Origin of the sequence: Methylobacterium sp. Leaf104 (genome assembly GCF_001422885.1) — a bacterium.
Classification (GTDB): domain Bacteria; phylum Pseudomonadota; class Alphaproteobacteria; order Rhizobiales; family Beijerinckiaceae; genus Methylobacterium.
On the sequence record NZ_LMMZ01000023.1, the window covers coordinates 436,436 to 452,107 of the forward strand.

The following is a 15,672-nucleotide window of genomic DNA, read 5'->3' on the forward strand; positions in this document are numbered from 1 at the left end:
TCGGCGACGTCATCGCGGCCGCCCTCGCGCAGGGCCCTGACGATGGCGCGCGAGTGCTTCGACGGCGTGGGCACCGGCATGCCGAACTCGAACTCAACCGTCCGGGCCACGCGCTCCCGGCGGGCGAAGTCGAAGCCGACGTCCACGACACGGCCGTCCGGGCGCACGAGGCTGTAGACGCGGTGCTCGTGCCTGCGCCCGTGTTTGACGTGGACAGCACCGCATACGGGCTGGCCGGCGAGCCCGAACTCGGCCTCGAACAGGGCCCAGAACCGCTGCCTGGCCCCGTCGTTGTCCGCGATCTCAAGGTCTGGATCGCAGTGCACGTGATAGACGGGGCGGTCCGTCCGGCCGCCGAGGCTGAGGGCGACGAGCTCGCGAACCTGGCCGACCAGATCCGGGGAGCCAAGGCCCCGGGCAGGGATGACCAGGACCTGCTCATTCTCCGGCTTGAGTAGGTGGTGAGCGAGGGCGTCGCCGCCCTGGCCCCGCATGGCGCCCGAGATCACGCGGACCTCGCATTGAGCCCGACGACCATGGGCACGAGCGCCGCGCGAACCCTGTCCAACCCGGCGATGACCTCGTCCGCCTTTCCGGACCGGGCCGGGGCGTAGAGGCCTCCGACCTCCCTGACCAGGCCTGACAGAATCATCAAATCGGCATCGGGGATCCGCTGCCTCGGGCCCGACCCCCGGTCCGCCTCGGCATCGAGCCCGAGGGCATCCGCGACGAGACGGCGGACGTAGGCACCGTCCGTGACGCCGGCCTGTTTGGCCGCCTCCGTGAGGGCGCCGCGGAGAGGGCCGGTCAACCTGACGTCCACCTTGGAGGCAAGCTTGCGACGGTCGATAGCCGCAGGCACTTGGGGTCCACGGGGCGTAGCCCCTGGCAGTCCCACGCCCGGAGGGGGTGGGGTGGCGGCGGACCCGTGTCCGACCGCCATGGCTGGCTTAACACTCATTTCTACTGCTCCTGATCCTGGAATGTCGGACGAACTCTGTCGGACGGCCGTTTGAAGTCTTCACCGCTACTTGGGACCCGGGGGCACGTAGGTCTCCGGCTCCTCCTCCGTCGCGTCCTTGGGGTCCTTGCTGCCCGTCGTTCCTGGGGGGATGACGGCCGTCCCAGTGGCCCCCGCATTCCCCCCTGCGCCGGTCGTCCCAGTCGTCCCCGTGCCCCCTGCAATCCGCTTCGCCAACCTGGCCGCTTTCTCTGCGGCGGCCTTGGCGATGGCCTCCTGGATCGGACCGGGGACGTCGAGCTCAGGGGGTGGGGTCTCCCCGATTTTCGTTGCGTCCGACCGCTCGCGCAGGGACGCGAGCCATGCCCGATCCCAATCTTCAACGGAGGTCTCGCGGAGGCGCGTGAACTCGATCCTGTAGGCTGCGCACCGGTGCGGCAGCAGGAGGAGGTCCGGCCCCAGGAACGGGACGGGAACCGCGGCCAGGCGCATCGCGCGCAGGAATTCCAGGACCTCAGGACCGACGAATCGCTCGGCGTCCGCAAGGGTTTTGGCGTTCGTCTCCATTTCGCGCGCGGGGTTGTGATGCCTTACGATTACCCCAATCGACCGGGCGAAAAGCTTGTCCGCCTCCTCCGCCTGGCGCGCGAGGGTGGCCGCCCGCTGCTCGGCTTTCACGGCGTCACGGACGGCCTGTTCCGCCGGCGTCAGGGGGACGACGTCGGACACCGGCGCCGGCTTTGTCGGACGCGGTCCGACGGGCTTGTCGGACCGCCGGGAGAGGGGCCGCGCGGGCGGCTGGGGGGCGGGCGTGAGCCCAGCGAATTGCAGGAGTTTGGTGAGCATAGCGGCCTCGTTGGTGTCTGACCGCTATGGATTGTCCGGGCCGTCAGCGACCATCACAAGGGGGCTATGCGGCCCCCGCGACACCCCATGCGGCCGCGTCGTACCCTTCGAGATTCCGGAGCAGGGCCTCCCGCACCTTGCTCAGGAAGGCAGCCGCGTCGGACGTGGGCCACCCGTCGTGCTCGACGCACTGGTACTCAAGGCAGTCCACGAGCTTGGCGGCCTCCGCGATGCTGGGCACCGGCACTTGGCGGGGCACGTAGACGTCGGCGATCCGGCCGGCGATGACGAGCGCCTCGGGATCCCCGAGGTAGCGGACACCCACGCTCAAGATGTTCGCCTCCCAGAGTTGGCGCCCCTCGTCCATCGCGCTCCGCTTCGTGAGGCCCTCGACCCCGTACGCGAGGCCTGCGGAGATGATGCTGTCGATGTGGCTCTTGCTGACGATGAATGCGCTCATGGTGCTCTCCCGTTGGCCGCCCGGTGCGGCCTCGATGGGGGCCTGGGGAGACGGGGGACGCGGCGCGCACCGGAGGCCGCAACGCAGTGGAGGACGGCAAGGCCGCAACGCAGTGGAGGACGGCAAGGCCGCAACGCAGTGGAGGACGGCAAGGCCGTTGCGGGTGGTAGCGACCGCTGTCGGACGACCCCAATTCGAGAGGCCGCTCGGGGGCATGGGCCGCGAATGGGCCGCATATAGGCCGCGAGTGGACCGCGGATGGTCCAACTGCGTACCGCGGATGGGCCGCGGATGGGCCGCGTTTGGTCCGATGTTGGGCCGCGCCGATGAACAGGCGTTCACCGGGACTTGTGACGGTCGCTCCGGGAGGGGGACGATGCCCTCCTAACCCCAGGAGAGCTCATGTCCGAAGCCCTGATCCGAGACGCAGACGCCATCATGCCGGGGCTCCGCGCCCGCCTCGCGCGTCTCGACGCTGCCCGGCCGGGGTGGGAGGAGCTCTACCGCGCGGCGGCGATGGCCAACGCCGTCGGCGGCCGCGTCGTCCTGGAGATGCCGAACGAGCGCCTCCTGGCATGGCACCGACTGATGCTTGATGAGGGGCAGAACCACTGGCTGTCCGTGAAAGCGGACAGAAGCGTGGGCCTAATCGACCTCGGGGACGGCCCCCTCGTCACCATACGCCCCATCCCCGAGAGCGGACGCGACTTCGGTCAGGCGCTCACGTGGCTGCGCCAGGGCGAGCGCGTCCGCCGGGCCGCGTGGCGCCGGGCGTACCGGTACCTCGTGCGCCGTCCCGACGACCAGGGCGACGGCATCTACCTCGTGGAGCCCCGCCTCGATGACGCACGCTGGGTCGGGGACAGCGAGGACCTCCTGGCTCAGGACTACGAGCTCGTGCCGTAGGGGGCTGGTGACGGTCGCTCCCCGGGGTGGAGGATCTCCAGGAACGCAACCGGAGATGCCGACGTGAACGAGAATGAAATCGAGGCCCCCCTGGCCTCGGAGAAATATAGCATCGGTTGGGGGCAACTCATGTTCCTCCCGTTCCATGAGCCGGACCCCAAGATGAGCCGCCGTCGCCGGCGTCGCCTGCGTGGGAAGCGCAAGGCGGGCCTGCTCAAGCCTTGGGGGTTCGAGTTCCTGGGCGAGGTAGAGATCTACAAGGTGGCGGTCGCTAGGAGGCAGGCATGACCGACCGCATGAAGGCAGCCGCCGATGCGGCCCTGGCACGGCTTCACACCTTCCCCATCGAGCGCAGGGTGACGCAGGCGGACCTTCGGACGATCCAGACCGATGGCTCCCTGATGCTGGGCCGAGAGAGTTTCGAGACCGAGGAGGAGTGGCGGGAGTTCACGCGCAGTCTCGGCGTGGGCAACGTGCCGCCGAATTTCCGGATCTCGTTGACCCCCCAGGGGGAGCATCGTCTGTGTGATGATTCCGATTTCGATACCATCGAGATCTCGGGATCCGTCACCTACCTCGGCTAAGAGGCCCCGGTCTCCCGGGGCCCCTGAGGGCTAGGCCGCCTCGGCCAACTCCTGCCGGAGTGAGGTCAGGTACCCCGCCGCCCGGGACGCCGCGCTCGCCGCGGTGAAGATCGCCTTGGGGTCGCTCCGGAGAAGCTTGAGCCACGATGCCAGGTAGCTCGCGTGGGTCGGGTGCGGCTCCGCCTCCAGGCCATGCTCGGCCATGAGGAAGGCGCTGCCCAGTTCGGCCACGAGCTCCTCCGCGGCGTAGGCGGAGGTCTTGAAGCGCCCGGTCAGGTCCCGGTCGAGGCGCCCCTTCGCCCCGCTCCAGTGCACGAGCTCGTGGGCTGCGGTGCTGGCGTAGCCCTGCGCCGTGGGGAACCGGTCCCGCTTCGGGAGGACGATGCGGTCCTCGGAGGGCTGGTAGAAAGCCGCGTCCCCGCCGTGGGTGATCCGGGCGCCGGTGGCCTCGACGAACCGGTCGAATGTTTCGGGGGTGGCCCAATCGCTGGGGGCCGGAATGGATGCGGCCGCGGGGGCGCCCTCCACCTGCGCGGCATTGAACCCGTAGCTCGCGCGGGCGACGAAGCGGCGCCGGTCCTCCTCGCCCTCGATGGCGAGCTCCTTGAAGAAGACGATGATGGTGGACCGCTCGCCCTTGCGGACCTGGGCACCGAGCTCCTGCCATTGCTTGTACGTCGCCCACCGCGTGTCGCCGTACCCGTTGGCCTGCTCCGCGCACCAGAGCATCAGGGTGTTGACCCCGCGGTAGGCGTTGCCGGTCCTCGCGTTGGTCGGGAGGGAGCCGCCCTTCCGGTGCCAAGGGCACTGCCAGTCGCCTGCCTCGCCGGCTTCGAGGGTCGCGATGATCGTGTCGGTGACGGCCTGGTGAACGTCGAACTGGGCCATGATGCTCTCCCGTCGTGCCGCCCATCGCGGCCTCGTGGGGAGGCCTGGAGACGGCCGGGAGCGACCCGCACCGAAGGCGGGAACGGAGTGGACGACCCCGCCAGGGGTTGCGGGGAATAGCGACGGACCGTCGTATGAACCCCCAATCGAGAGGCCGTGCGGGCGCGTTGGGAGAGCTTGGCCTGATCGGTTTCCGAGGGGCGTCCGTGTCCCCGGGCATGCCGTCCCTGGCTCGCCGGCGTCCGTGACGTGTGTCCCTCAGGTACCACCGGGCCATCCTGGTTAACGTAGCCGTTGTCCTGCCCGCCGCGCGATCGATACAGTCCCGCAAAATCGGGAGAGCGAATCAGTGAGTACGGCTGCGACCAAGGCCTCGACGCTCAAGCGAGCCACCGTAGACGACGCCCTGCTCAATAAGGCAGCCGACCTCCCATACGACCTGAGGGTCAGGAACATCGTCGCGGCGATGGAGGACGTGTACGACTTCTTCCACGACGTGAACGGGATCCTGATCGCGAAGGGGCTCAAGCGGCTCGACGAGATGCTCCGGCCGGCGGCCATGAGCGGCATCGTCTCCGACATGCTGACGGCCTCGGTTGCGCGCCAGTCACGCACCCTCGTGGAGAACGGCCACTTCAACGGGCACCCCGACCTCCTGGTGCGGGGGCGCTACCCCAACGACAGCGCCAAGTCAGGCACCGACGGCATCGAGATCAAGTCCACCCGCAAGGCGGGCGGCGCCGTCGACACGCATGGCGGCCGCAATCAATGGATGTGCGTGTTCGTCTACGAGGTCTCGTTCGACCCAAAGCTCCCCGCCATCGACCAGGAGCCAATGCGGTTCACCGAGGTCTACCTCGGCGAGGTCGAGGAAACCGACTTCCGGCACAACGAGCGGGGCGCGCTCGGCACCAGGACCTCGACGCTCCATGGGGATGGCATCGCGAAGCTCCGCCAAAGCTGGGTCTACCTCGTCCCAAAACCCGTCCGGGAGAAGGCCATGCCGGCGACCCCGCCCCCTCCGAAGCGGCGGAGGGGGACGAGCGGTTCTTAACACTCGTCCCGGCAAAGTGGGCTCAGCGACAAAGTAGCGTTTGACGTCCGGACGTCGTGGGTGTCTTGCTGCGGACGTACGGAGATGAGACCAATGCACGCCCCCGGCAAAGTCCGCGATGCCATCGTCGGCTACCTCAAGAGCATCGGGACCGATGCCCAGTCCGACGACATCCATTCCGCCGTGGAGCGCTCCATCGGTGCGGTCAACAAGTCTTCGGTCCGTTCGTACCTGCGCCTGAACACGGGCAGGACCTTCGTCCGGACGGGGCACGGCCGGTACATGCTGGTCGGTGGCAAGCCGTCCGCGCCGGCCAAGACCAAGGCGGCGCCCAAGGGCGATTCCAAAAGCGAGAACCCCGAGCCGGCCCCCGTCTTCGTCGACAACCTCACGCGCCTCTACCACGCGGACTGCTTCGACTGGCTCGCGCGCCAGCCCGACCAATCGATCCATGCCGTGGTGACCGACCCGCCGTACGGTCTCGTCGAGTACACCGTGAAGGAACAGGAGAAGCTGCACGCCGGCAAGGGCGGCGGCGTCTGGCGCGTCCCGCCGTCGTTCGACGGGCACCAACGCGCGCCTCTCCCCCGGTTCACGGTCCTCGATGCCGACGACCGGTCGGAGCTCTACGAGTTCTTCTTCAAGCTCGGTGACCACCTCCGCCGGGTGACCGTCCCCGGCGCCAACGTCGTCGTGGCGGCGAACCCCTTGCTCGCCCATATCGTCGCCGGCGCCATGTCCGATGCCGGGCTTGAGCTTCGCGGGTACATCGCCCGTCTCGTGATGACGATGCGCGGGGGCGACCGCCCGAAGAACGCGCACCAGGAATTCCAGGACGTGAGCGTCATGCCGCGTTCGATGTGGGAGCCATGGGTCGTCCTCCGCTCGCCCCTGGAGGGACGGGTGCAGGACAACCTGCGCAAGTGGAAGACCGGAGGCTTTCGTCGACCGTCCGTCGACAAGCCGTTCGGTGACGTGATCCGGTCCCACCCGACCCCGGCGAGCGAGCGTCGGATCGCGCCCCATCCGTCCCTCAAGCCGCAGGCCGTGCTGCGCCGGATCGTGCGCGCGTCCCTGCCCCTCGGGGAAGGGGTCGTCCTCGATCCGTTCGCGGGTTCGGGGTCCACCCTCGCCGCGGCCTGCGCAGTGGGGTACCCGAGCATCGGTGTGGAGATGGACGCGCGGTACATCCAACTGGCCAGCAAGGCGATCCCGCGCCTGGCCGGACTGGTCGTGCCCGAGAGCGACGCCATCGTGATGTAGGCCTCGGCCTTTCGAACGGAGATACGGTTATGGCAAGAGGCGACAAATCGCAGAGAGCAATGCAGCAGAAGATCGCCGCGGGCATGGACATCGTGACCCGTGTCGGCGGGGAGGCTCCGCCCTCCAAGGCGGAACTGCGCGCCTCGATCCCCGCCTATGACGAATCGATGGTCAAGAAGATCGACCCGAAGGTGAAGGGCAAGAAGGTGCCCTCCACCCGCTAAGGGTCCTGGACCGGAAGGTCGAGCGACCGAGCCAACCGTGCCCCTGATCGGGCCACGGGGGCCGTGCTCCAATAGCCCTGTGCCGCCTTTGCGGACCGGATCGAACCGGTCTCGCCGCGTCGCCGACCACCCCGCCGGAGAGCCTCCGAGTGGGGTCTGAACACGTTTGCGGTTCCGGTTTCGGTTCCGGTAGCCCCGGGAACGCCCCGTCGCGGGGGTGGTTTCCGAGGCTCTACAGAGGGAAAATGATGGTGGGCCCGGCAGGACTCGAACCTGCAACCAGACCGTTATGAGCGGTCGGCTCTAACCATTGAGCTACAGGCCCAAGTCGCTGTGGCGACTTGTACTCTGGCTATTCCAGCGACGACTGACACCCGGCGGGTGACAGAAACGGCGACGGAAACCCTGGCGTTGCGTACCGCGAAGAGCAGCCATCGGCAAGGGGAGGGGAGGGCCTATCAGGGCTTTCGCCAGCCGTCCCGGACCGCTATCCGGTCCGGCCCGCGCCAATCGCCGGACCACATGTCAGCCTCACCGAAACCATGGTTCGTCGAGGCAAATTCGCCACTTGTCGCGAGCAAGCATGCCCCGCCCTTTCGTACGACAGACGACGCCGGGCATTCACTTGAGAGAATATTTTTCGAACGCTATCGGGAAGACTCGGATCGGCGCCGAAACAGGACGGTTTGTGCCTTTTCTATCAAGCACATCGATTCAGTAAGCCGAATTTTTCTTCACTCAAAGAAGTCATATAAGTCATTACAGTTTCAATTCCACGAATCATTCGATTATTAGCGCCGCTGCGAAGATTAAATTTATTTATCATTCCTGATAAATACAGATATATAAGTCCCGCCTATCTTACCTTGATTAGTATTTATTAAAAGATTTATTGATCGAAACCTATGCGCCCCTTGGTGCAGTCCGATGGACATGATGCGCCAGGGCTGGGCGACGAGCGTGTTCCAGGCCGCGCAGCACGGGTCGAGGATGTCGGGATCGGATGGGAAGATCCGGTTGCCGAGCCGGGTCTCGCCCCTGAACCGCCAGAGGTTCTCGTCCGGAGAGATCGCGTTGCTCAGCGTTCAGGCGCGGACGGGCACCGAGAGCCTTGCCGTCGACGGCGCCAACAGGCGGCGGGCCTGGGCCGGATCGCGCGATCCCTTGGCCGCAAGGCTTGCGCATCAGAAGCCGACCGAAGCGGCACCGGAGCAGCCATCGCATCCGCCTCGGGCATCAAATCCAGGGACCGGATCACAGCCCGCTCCGTCCCGCTACTCCCTGGTCAACGAGGCTCGGTACAAGGTCCGTCTCGCTGTAACGAACCGCGCCGCCGCGGCACCGGAGGCTCACCGGGCCGGCGTCGATTTGGCCCGTCCGTCCGCGATGGTCCGGGGTGACCTTCGTTCCTGTCCGCTCAGGCGGGAACGGGCGCCCTGCCGCGTGCCTCGCCCGCTTGCCGACGCAGGCGGTCCGCAAAGCGGGTCAGCACGCGGGCGAATGGCGAACGCCACAGGCCGAAGCCATCGTCGCAGAGCGGATCGTTGACCACGGGACTTCCGTCGACACCGACCAGCACATTGCCGACGTTCGGGTCGAGCCCCTGCGGCGACACGGACCGTAAGGCCGCGACATAGGCCTCGTAGTCGGGCCACGCCGCCCGGAACGCCTCGCGGATGCCGTCGAAACTCGGATGGTCGACCCTGGGCTCGTGCCCCGGCCACGCCGCCTTGAACCGGTCCCGGACCCCTTGGTCCATCGCGACGCCCGGGTGGTCCGCGATGACGGCATAGGCATAGGCCAGCCACCAAGTGTCCCGAGCGGGATCGCTCAGCCGCGATCCGACGGTCAACAGGGCGCCGCAGCGGCTGACATGCATGTCGTGGATGCGCGGCGCGTGCGGTCCATCCGAACCTGCGAACCCCTTGCGCAGCAGGGCCGCATAATCGCCGAACCCGTCGGCCTTGCGGGCGAACCGCACGACGACATGCGGATGGTCCGGATGCGCATGGACGGTACCGTGGTAGCCGAAACCGATCTCGGCCCAGCCCGTGGCGAGGAGCGCGGCATAGGCGTTCGTCGCCGACCGTTCGACGATGCCCAGGGCGGTGAGCGAGCGACCGGACGTCTTTTCCCGAGTCCAGAATCCGAGCATCACAGCCCCTCCTTCCTGCCGATGGGTAAACCCGGCACGACGCGCTCCCGGCCGCCACATGGACGCAGCGCCGAGGCGAAACCGGACGGGCATGTCCGTCGAAGGTCGAGGTGACCCTGTCGATGTCGGGGGCAGCGTGACGCGAGTGTCACTCCACTGTCATGGAATGACCTGCGGCTCTCGAAAGTTCAATCCCTAAGGGAGCGTAAACGGGCGCAACGCCGAAACGAGCCGGCCCGACGCGTCGCCTGTCGCGGGTCCTACATCCTCGCCAGCCGGCTCCGGGCCAGAGCGACATCCGCCTCGCGCAGCCCGGCCTCCGCGAGCGGCCGGACGTGGCGACCCGCATGGGCGGGGCCGACCTCGACGTCATCGAGGACGAGGTAGTGGGTGATGCGGTTGCGCGTCGCGTGCTCGGTGATCTCGTCGCCCCGCCCAGCCTGCTCCGCGGGAAGCATCCCCCCCGTCTCGGCATCCCGGCTCGTCGGCAGGATGGCCGTCCTCCAATCCGGGTGAAAGCAATTCTCCGGCAGGCCGGCTTCGACCAGCGTCGGACGGCAATCGTCGACGCGCCAGGTCGACGAGACCACCACCCTGGCGTCGAACTCCCGCACGAGGGCCGCGACGAGGGCGACCTGGGCTGGATTGAGCGTGTCCTTGCCGGCCTGCCTTTGATAGCCGACCGTCGTCACGACGCCATCCACGTCGAGGTAGAGTGTCGGCGGTCCCATCCTGCCAAGCCCGTCCAAGTGGCCAACCTCGTCCCGCGCCGCAATCCTGCAGCCCGGGCGGACGCCTACAGCGCGCCGGTGCGAGCGTCCAGCGTCGGCCCGCCACTGCTGCACGACCCGGCCGTTGCGGCGTCGGCCTCTGATCAGCGCCGCCGTTCCCGACCTCGGTGTTCCGTCTGGTCAGATCAGGACCGGGACCTTCGGCACCGACCGGCGCGATCCCGTCCGGCAGGCCGGCGCAGGCCAGTCACTGCGCGACCTCGCTCAACGAGCGGACGGCCGGATCGGGCGTGCCTGCCGCTCCGGATCGCGGGAAACCTCCACGGTGACGCGGACGAGCGGCGACGTTCGAATGGTGGGGGATATTCTCGGCGAGGACGAAGGGGGATGGCGACACCTTGGCTGGCCGAGTCGAGCCGGACGCTGACGGCGCGTGGGAAGCCTGGCACCCGACGCCGGCGGGTCACCGGGACAGCCGACGTCCGCCCGGATCTCACATCGATCCGGAAGCGGGCAGGTCGCATTGCATCCGAAGCCCTTCGCTCCGCTCCCGCCCCGGGTCGACCTCAGGGAGGCTTCTCCGAGTCCCGCGAAGCGGACATTCGGCCCTGGGCTACAGGTAGCTCAGGCCGGGCCAGGCGGCGCGGCGCTTCAGGCCGACCATCCAGCGGCAGGCGAGCCAGAGCGGCGGGACGAGGGCGGCGGCGATCAGCCAGATCTGCACCGGAGACCCCGCCTCGATCCGACCGGAGGGTCCGGCGAGGCCGAGCGCGAGGGCGCCGTCATGGAGCAGGCGCAGCAGCCAGAGATGCGCGAGGTAGAAGAACAGCGGCGCCCCCCCGAAGATGCGCAGAACTCCGAGGCTTCGCACCGGCACGGCCTCGATCAGGGCGAGGAGGCCGAGGCCGAGGCCCAGGGTCAGCAGCAGGAAGTCGGCCGAGGGCGGGTACTTGGTCAGGTTCAGGAAGGAGAGGGCCGTCAGGAGCGGCGTCGCCCCCGTCTGCCACGGCACCGGATCGCCGTAACCGTTGAAGCCCCGTAGGATGAGGAAAGCGGCGAGCGCCGCCCCGCCGAGCGCCAGGAGCGCTGCGCGGCGGGTGGCCGGCCCGACCGGTCCGGCGAAGAGCGGCCCGAGGGCGTAGCCCGCCGCGATCACGCCGAACCAGGGCAGGACGGGATAGGAGGTGCGCGCCACGCCCCAGGGCGATCCGATGAAACCGCGCTGGTGCAGGATCGACCAGAGCACGTAGCCGGTGTCGCCGGATTGGAGCACGAGCCCATCGAGCAGGTTGTGGCCGAGCATCACCGCGAGGGCGAGGAGGATCAGGCCCACGCGGGGCAGCCAGAGCAGGGCGGCCAGCGCCACCATGCTGAGGCCGATGGCCCAGATCACCTGAAGGTAGAGGATCGGCGGCGCCCAGCTGCGGGTCCAGGCGAGGCTGACCAGCGTCACCTCGAGGAGGATCAGCAGGAGGCCGCGCTGGAGCAGGAAGGCGCTGGCCGCACGCCGGTCGCCATGCTTCCGGGCGTAGAGGCTGGCCGAAAGGCCGGTGAGCAGGATGAAGACCGGGGCGCAGAGATGCGAGGTCAGCCGCGTCAGCACGAGATCGGGCTGGGTGACGGCGAGGTCCATGGGATCGCGGACCTGGGCATGCAGGTAGACGAACTCCCGCACGTGGTCGACGAGCATGAGCAGCATGACGAGGCCGCGCAGGGCATCGATCGAGACGATGCGAACCCCCGAAAGCGGGCGGGTCGTTGGAGCGCGTTCGGCCATCAGAACCATGCCGTGATGCTGACGGTGACCCGACGCGGTTCGCCGACGCCGACCCAGAAGCTGTTGTAGGAACGCTCGTAATAGATCTCGTCGAAGATGTTGTCGACGTTGATCCCGAAGCGCAGGTTCCCGTAGCGGTAGTAGGCCAGCGCGTCCGTCAGGACGTAGCCCGGCAGCCGGAAGCGTTCGTTGCCGCTGTCGCCGAGGCGCGAGCCGACCGCCCGGAACCCGCCACCGATCCCAAAACCCTTCCAGTCCCCGGCCTGGACCTCGTAGATCCCGAGGATGGAACCGCTGTGGCGCGGGATGTTGAGGAGCGGCGAGCCGACCCGCAGGACCGCGTCGCGGGTGACCGCCGCATCGATGAAAGCGTAGCCTCCGATGACCCGGAACTCGGGCGTGACCTGTCCGACCAGGCTGACGTCGAAGCCCTCGCTGCGCACGGCACCGGCGGCGATCTGGAAGAAGAAGTCCGCCGGATCGGTGGTCAGCACGTTCTGCTTCTCGATGTGGAAGGCAGCGGCCGTCACGCTGAGGCCGTCGAACAGGTCGAGCTTGGCCCCGACCTCGTAGGCGAACCCGGTCTCGGGCGCGAAGGGCCGGGACGCGCTGTCGAAGCCGGTGTTGGGGCGGAACGAGGCGGCGACGTTGCCGTAGAGGGCCAGGAACGACAGCGGCTGGTAGACGAGGCCGGCCCGCGGCGAGAAGCCGGTGCGGTCCTGCTCGGTCCGCTCATCCGCAACCTTGTCCCGGAAGGTCTGGTTGTAGAACTCGGTCCGGTTGCCCAGCAGCAGCTTCCATTCCGGGCTCAGGGCGATCTGGTCCTGGAGGTAGACGGCCGTGTTGCCGACGTTCTCGCTGGCGCTGTAGCGGCGCGTGAAGGGGGGCTTGGCCTGTCCGTAGACGGGATCGAACAGGTCGAGGGCGAAGGGGTCGAGGCGCGGGGTCGAGCGCCGCAGGTTCTCGGTGCTGTTGTAGCGCTCGTGCTCCAGGCCGAGCAGAAGGGTGTGGGCGAAGGGTCCGGTCTCGAAGCGACCGAGGAGTTCGGCCTGGCCGATGGCGACACCCCAGGTGAAGTCGTGCCGGCGGAATTCGCGCAGGAGCGTGCGGCCGTCGTCGAGGATACCGGTCGCACCGGTCTGCAGGCCCGTGAGGCTGCCGGTGTTGAGATGGGTGGCGACCCGCAGCTGCCAGTCGGTGTTGAAGGCGTGCTCCAGCCGGACCTGCAGCAGAGCGCTCTCCGACACGGAATCGTCGCCCGGCTCACCGAAGAAGCGGGAACGTGGCACGAGGCCGAGGCGATTGTTCACCGAGACCGTGCCGCGGTCGAAGGTCTGGCGGTTGCGCAGGTACTGGGCTTCGAAGGCGATCTTGGTGTCGGGCGTGACCTGCCAGCTCACCACCGGCGCGACCAGCACGCGGTCGCCGTCGACAAAGTCGCGAAAGCTGTCCTGGCGGGCGAGCACGCCGCTGAAGCGATAGAGCACGCTGCCGTCCTCGCTCAGCGCGCCGCCGGCATCCACCGTCGTGCGGGCGGTGCCGAAGCTGCCGAACAGCGTGCCCATCTCCACGAAGGGCCGGGCCACGGGCTGCTTGGTCAGGATGTTGACCGTGCCGCCCGGGTCGCTGCGGCCGTAGAGGGCACCGGCCGGGCCCTTCAGGACCTCGATGGACTGGACGTTCTGGGTGTCCGGCGCGCCGTTGTAGCCGCGGGCGATGTTGAAGCCGTTGAAGAAGATGTCCTGGGTGGCGAAGCCCCGCACCGAGTACAGGGCGAGGTTCTGGGCGCCGAAATCGTTCTGCTTGCCGACCCCCGGCACGTAGTCGAGGGCGCGCTCGACCCGGGTCGCGGCGGTGTCGACCAGGACCTCGCGGGGCACCACGTCCACCTGCTGCGGCACGTCGCGACGTGGCGTCACCGTCTTGGTCCCGCTGTGGAGCTCGGGCACCCGATAGGTCGGCGTGGCGGTGAAGGTGCCCTCGACCGAGAGCGCGTCGAGCACCACGGCGGTCTCGCCGGAGCGCGCCCCCTGGGCCCCGACGGCGGAGGGGATCGCACAGGTCAACACCAGGGCGGGCCAAAACGGATGCGATGGACGACGGGACAAGACGGACGGCCTCGGCAGTGGCACGTCACCGCGAACGAGGCCGAAACACGCGCGACGCGTATGCTCCCGCACCCGCCGGGGCACCCCGCCCAGCGCGTTTCGCGTGTGACCACGACTGACGGCAGGTCTCCTGGCTCGCGGGTCACCGCCCTCTCATCGTCTTCCCAGGTGCCGAGGCACCCAGTGACGTGTTGATGATGGGCTCGCCGCTCACAGTTGCGGGGGCAGCCGCGGCTTCGGGCTTCCACCCTCACCGCGTTCCCTTTTGATCCTCCGGGGAGGAACCGTCGAGGACAAGGAGCCCGAAGAGGCGGTTCGCCGTCAACGGCATTCCGAGGCTTTCCCCTGGCATGTGCTTCGACGGTGACAGGCCGGCGCTCACGACGATTGGCTCAGAGCTCCGCGGCGTCCGCATCTCGACTTCTTCGCCTCGAAGCGGACCGTCGGGGCGCGCCCCGACATCCACGCGGCGTCTTGCGATCCGGACATCGGGCAGGCACGAAGACGTGCGAAGGCGGACGGAATCCAACCTCGATCCGGAGCCCACGTGCGAAACACCTTGGCCATGAGCTTGGCCATGAGCCCAGGTCACCCCCCCTGGGCGGCGCCGCCGGGGGGATGGATCGGACGGGCTCTCCCGGAGCTTGCGACAGATCCGGATCGCGAGGCCCACGGGTGGACGCGGCGCTGACCGTCCGCATCCGGTACCGGCGCCCGTGAGGCGTGCGGTGCTCGGCAAGGTCGCAGGGTCGCGCAGGGCCGATGGGCTCCGGCCGCAAGGGCAGGGAGGCGCCGGCGTCGCGCCGGAGGCACGCGCTTCGGTCTCGGCGCCGGGACCTCGAGCCCGTCCCGCCGTCACCGGCGATTGCGGGCTTCACCGCGTGAAGCCGATGGGCACGTCGGTGTCCGGGTGCCGGAAGATCCCCATGCGAATCCCGTAGATGGCTTCGAGGGATTCCGGCGTGAGGAGGTCGTCCGGAGAGCCGCGCCGGATGAGGCGCCCGCCGTGGAGGGCGAGGATCTCGTCGCAGTAGCGCGCCGCCAGGTTGATGTCGTGCAGGACCACCAGCACCGTGACGCCGCGCGCGTCGGCCAAGCGCCGGACCAGGGCCATCACGTCGACCTGATGGGCGACGTCGAGGGCCGAGATCGGCTCGTCGAGGAGGAGGCAGCCGGCATCCTGCGCCACCAGCATGGCGAGCCAGACCCGCTGGCGCTCGCCCCCCGAGAGGCTGTCGACGAGACGCTCGGCGAAGGCCTCCGTGTCGGTGAGGGACATCGCCTCGGTGACCATCCGGCGGTCGGCGGCGCCGACCCGACCCAGGGCTCCGTGCCAGGGATAGCGACCCATGGCGACGAGCTCGCGCACCAGCAGTCCCGGCGCCTGGGGCGTCGCCTGCGGCAGGTAGGCGACGGCGCGCGCGAAGGCCCGGTCGCCCCAGGCATCGAGGACGCGACCCCGGAAGCTGATGCGGCCCCCGCTGGGGCGCTGCTGGCGGCCCAACAGCTTGATCAGGGTCGATTTGCCGGAGCCGTTATGCCCCACGAGGCCGACGACGCCCCGGCTCGGCAGGTCGAGGGTGAGGGGGGCGAGGAGCTGGCGCCCGGGCACCGCGAACGACACCCCGTCGAGCCGGTAGCCCACCGCGTCCCCCGCCGGCGGGACGGCCCCGGGGGCATCGGTGGGTAGAATGGCCGTGGCGATCATCCGGGAT

Annotated in this window: 16 protein-coding genes, 1 tRNA gene, 1 pseudogene and 1 riboswitch; of the genes and pseudogenes, 8 read left to right on the plus strand and 10 right to left on the minus strand. The window is 68.7% G+C overall.

The features are described from left to right. Nucleotides 1–53: 53 nt before the first annotated feature. Nucleotides 54–458 (plus strand): hypothetical protein, encoded by a 405-nt coding sequence (locus ASF49_RS23740; protein ID WP_056473987.1) that lies wholly within the window; start codon nt 54–56, stop codon nt 456–458. Nucleotides 459–461: 3 nt separating this feature from the next. Continuing rightward, entirely contained in the window at nt 462–614 is a 153-nt protein-coding gene (locus ASF49_RS23745; protein WP_156653020.1) for a hypothetical protein, read from the plus strand. A gap of 413 nt (nt 615–1,027) precedes the next feature. Here the strand turns inward: ASF49_RS23745 and ASF49_RS14580 are convergent, their stop codons facing one another. Both ASF49_RS14580 and ASF49_RS14585 read right to left on the minus strand, forming a co-directional pair. Further along, a complete protein-coding gene (locus ASF49_RS14580) occupies nt 1,028–1,690 on the minus strand; it encodes a hypothetical protein (RefSeq protein WP_156653021.1) in 663 nt (220 codons plus the stop codon). Nucleotides 1,691–1,871: 181 nt separating this feature from the next. Then, entirely contained in the window at nt 1,872–2,267 is a 396-nt protein-coding gene (locus ASF49_RS14585) for a hypothetical protein (RefSeq protein WP_056473997.1), read from the minus strand. A gap of 402 nt (nt 2,268–2,669) precedes the next feature. On the opposite strand from ASF49_RS14585, the gene ASF49_RS14590 reads away from it, so the two are divergent. The 3 genes from ASF49_RS14590 to ASF49_RS14600 all read left to right on the plus strand — a co-directional run bounded on the left by ASF49_RS14590 (nt 2,670) and on the right by ASF49_RS14600 (nt 3,757). Further along, entirely contained in the window at nt 2,670–3,173 is a 504-nt protein-coding gene (locus ASF49_RS14590; RefSeq protein WP_056474000.1) for a Thoeris anti-defense Tad2 family protein, read from the plus strand. A 63-nt stretch (nt 3,174–3,236) separates the two neighbouring features. Continuing rightward, a complete protein-coding gene (locus tag ASF49_RS14595) occupies nt 3,237–3,461 on the plus strand; it encodes a hypothetical protein (protein ID WP_056474003.1) in 225 nt (74 codons plus the stop codon). After that, nucleotides 3,458–3,757 carry a hypothetical protein gene (locus tag ASF49_RS14600; RefSeq protein ID WP_056474005.1) on the plus strand — a complete coding sequence of 100 codons (300 nt, stop codon included), beginning with the start codon at nt 3,458–3,460 and terminating at the stop codon, nt 3,755–3,757. The genes ASF49_RS14595 and ASF49_RS14600 overlap by 4 nt, the downstream gene beginning before the upstream one ends. 30 nt (nt 3,758–3,787) lie before the next feature. On the opposite strand, the gene ASF49_RS14605 is transcribed toward ASF49_RS14600, so the two are convergent. Next, nucleotides 3,788–4,645 (minus strand): ArdC family protein, encoded by an 858-nt coding sequence (locus ASF49_RS14605; RefSeq protein ID WP_056474008.1) that lies wholly within the window; start codon nt 4,643–4,645, stop codon nt 3,788–3,790. A 349-nt stretch (nt 4,646–4,994) separates the two neighbouring features. Between ASF49_RS14605 and ASF49_RS14610 the strand changes: the two genes are divergently transcribed. From ASF49_RS14610 to ASF49_RS23750, 3 genes are all read left to right on the plus strand, one after another. Beyond that, nucleotides 4,995–5,699 carry a hypothetical protein gene (locus tag ASF49_RS14610; RefSeq protein WP_200930056.1) on the plus strand — a complete coding sequence of 235 codons (705 nt, stop codon included), beginning with the start codon at nt 4,995–4,997 and terminating at the stop codon, nt 5,697–5,699. A gap of 84 nt (nt 5,700–5,783) precedes the next feature. Then, the gene (locus ASF49_RS14615; protein ID WP_056474011.1) at nt 5,784–6,962 is read left to right on the plus strand and encodes a DNA-methyltransferase; all 1,179 of its coding nucleotides are present in this window, start codon (nt 5,784–5,786) and stop codon (nt 6,960–6,962) included. Nucleotides 6,963–7,021: 59 nt separating this feature from the next. Then, nucleotides 7,022–7,186 carry a hypothetical protein gene (locus tag ASF49_RS23750; protein WP_156653022.1) on the plus strand — a complete coding sequence of 55 codons (165 nt, stop codon included), beginning with the start codon at nt 7,022–7,024 and terminating at the stop codon, nt 7,184–7,186. 249 nt (nt 7,187–7,435) lie between these two features. Here the strand turns inward: ASF49_RS23750 and ASF49_RS14620 are convergent. From ASF49_RS14620 to ASF49_RS14645, 7 genes and pseudogenes are all read right to left on the minus strand, one after another. Then, nucleotides 7,436–7,511, minus strand: a tRNA-Ile gene (locus ASF49_RS14620). A 793-nt stretch (nt 7,512–8,304) separates the two neighbouring features. Next, nucleotides 8,305–8,444: pseudogene (locus tag ASF49_RS24860) on the minus strand (IS630 family transposase); the annotation flags it as partial. A gap of 159 nt (nt 8,445–8,603) precedes the next feature. Further along, nucleotides 8,604–9,341, minus strand: coding sequence for a hypothetical protein (locus ASF49_RS14625; RefSeq protein WP_056474014.1), 738 nt, complete (start codon nt 9,339–9,341; stop codon nt 8,604–8,606). 260 nt (nt 9,342–9,601) lie between these two features. Continuing rightward, nucleotides 9,602–10,072, minus strand: a complete 471-nt coding sequence (locus ASF49_RS14630; protein WP_056474018.1) for an HAD domain-containing protein — start codon at nt 10,070–10,072, stop codon at nt 9,602–9,604. A 613-nt stretch (nt 10,073–10,685) separates the two neighbouring features. Continuing rightward, on the minus strand, nt 10,686–11,849 hold the full coding sequence (locus tag ASF49_RS14635) for a DUF1624 domain-containing protein (protein WP_056474432.1): 1,164 nt from the start codon (nt 11,847–11,849) through the stop codon (nt 10,686–10,688). Continuing rightward, nucleotides 11,849–13,918 carry a TonB-dependent siderophore receptor gene (locus ASF49_RS14640; RefSeq protein WP_243214428.1) on the minus strand — a complete coding sequence of 690 codons (2,070 nt, stop codon included), beginning with the start codon at nt 13,916–13,918 and terminating at the stop codon, nt 11,849–11,851. Before ASF49_RS14640 ends, ASF49_RS14635 begins: the two co-directional genes overlap by 1 nt. Nucleotides 13,919–14,060: 142 nt before the next feature. Next, a riboswitch (cobalamin riboswitch) is annotated at nt 14,061–14,261 on the minus strand. A gap of 570 nt (nt 14,262–14,831) precedes the next feature. Next, nucleotides 14,832–15,665 (minus strand): ATP-binding cassette domain-containing protein, encoded by an 834-nt coding sequence (locus ASF49_RS14645; RefSeq protein WP_082511293.1) that lies wholly within the window; start codon nt 15,663–15,665, stop codon nt 14,832–14,834. Nucleotides 15,666–15,672 lie beyond the last annotated feature (7 nt).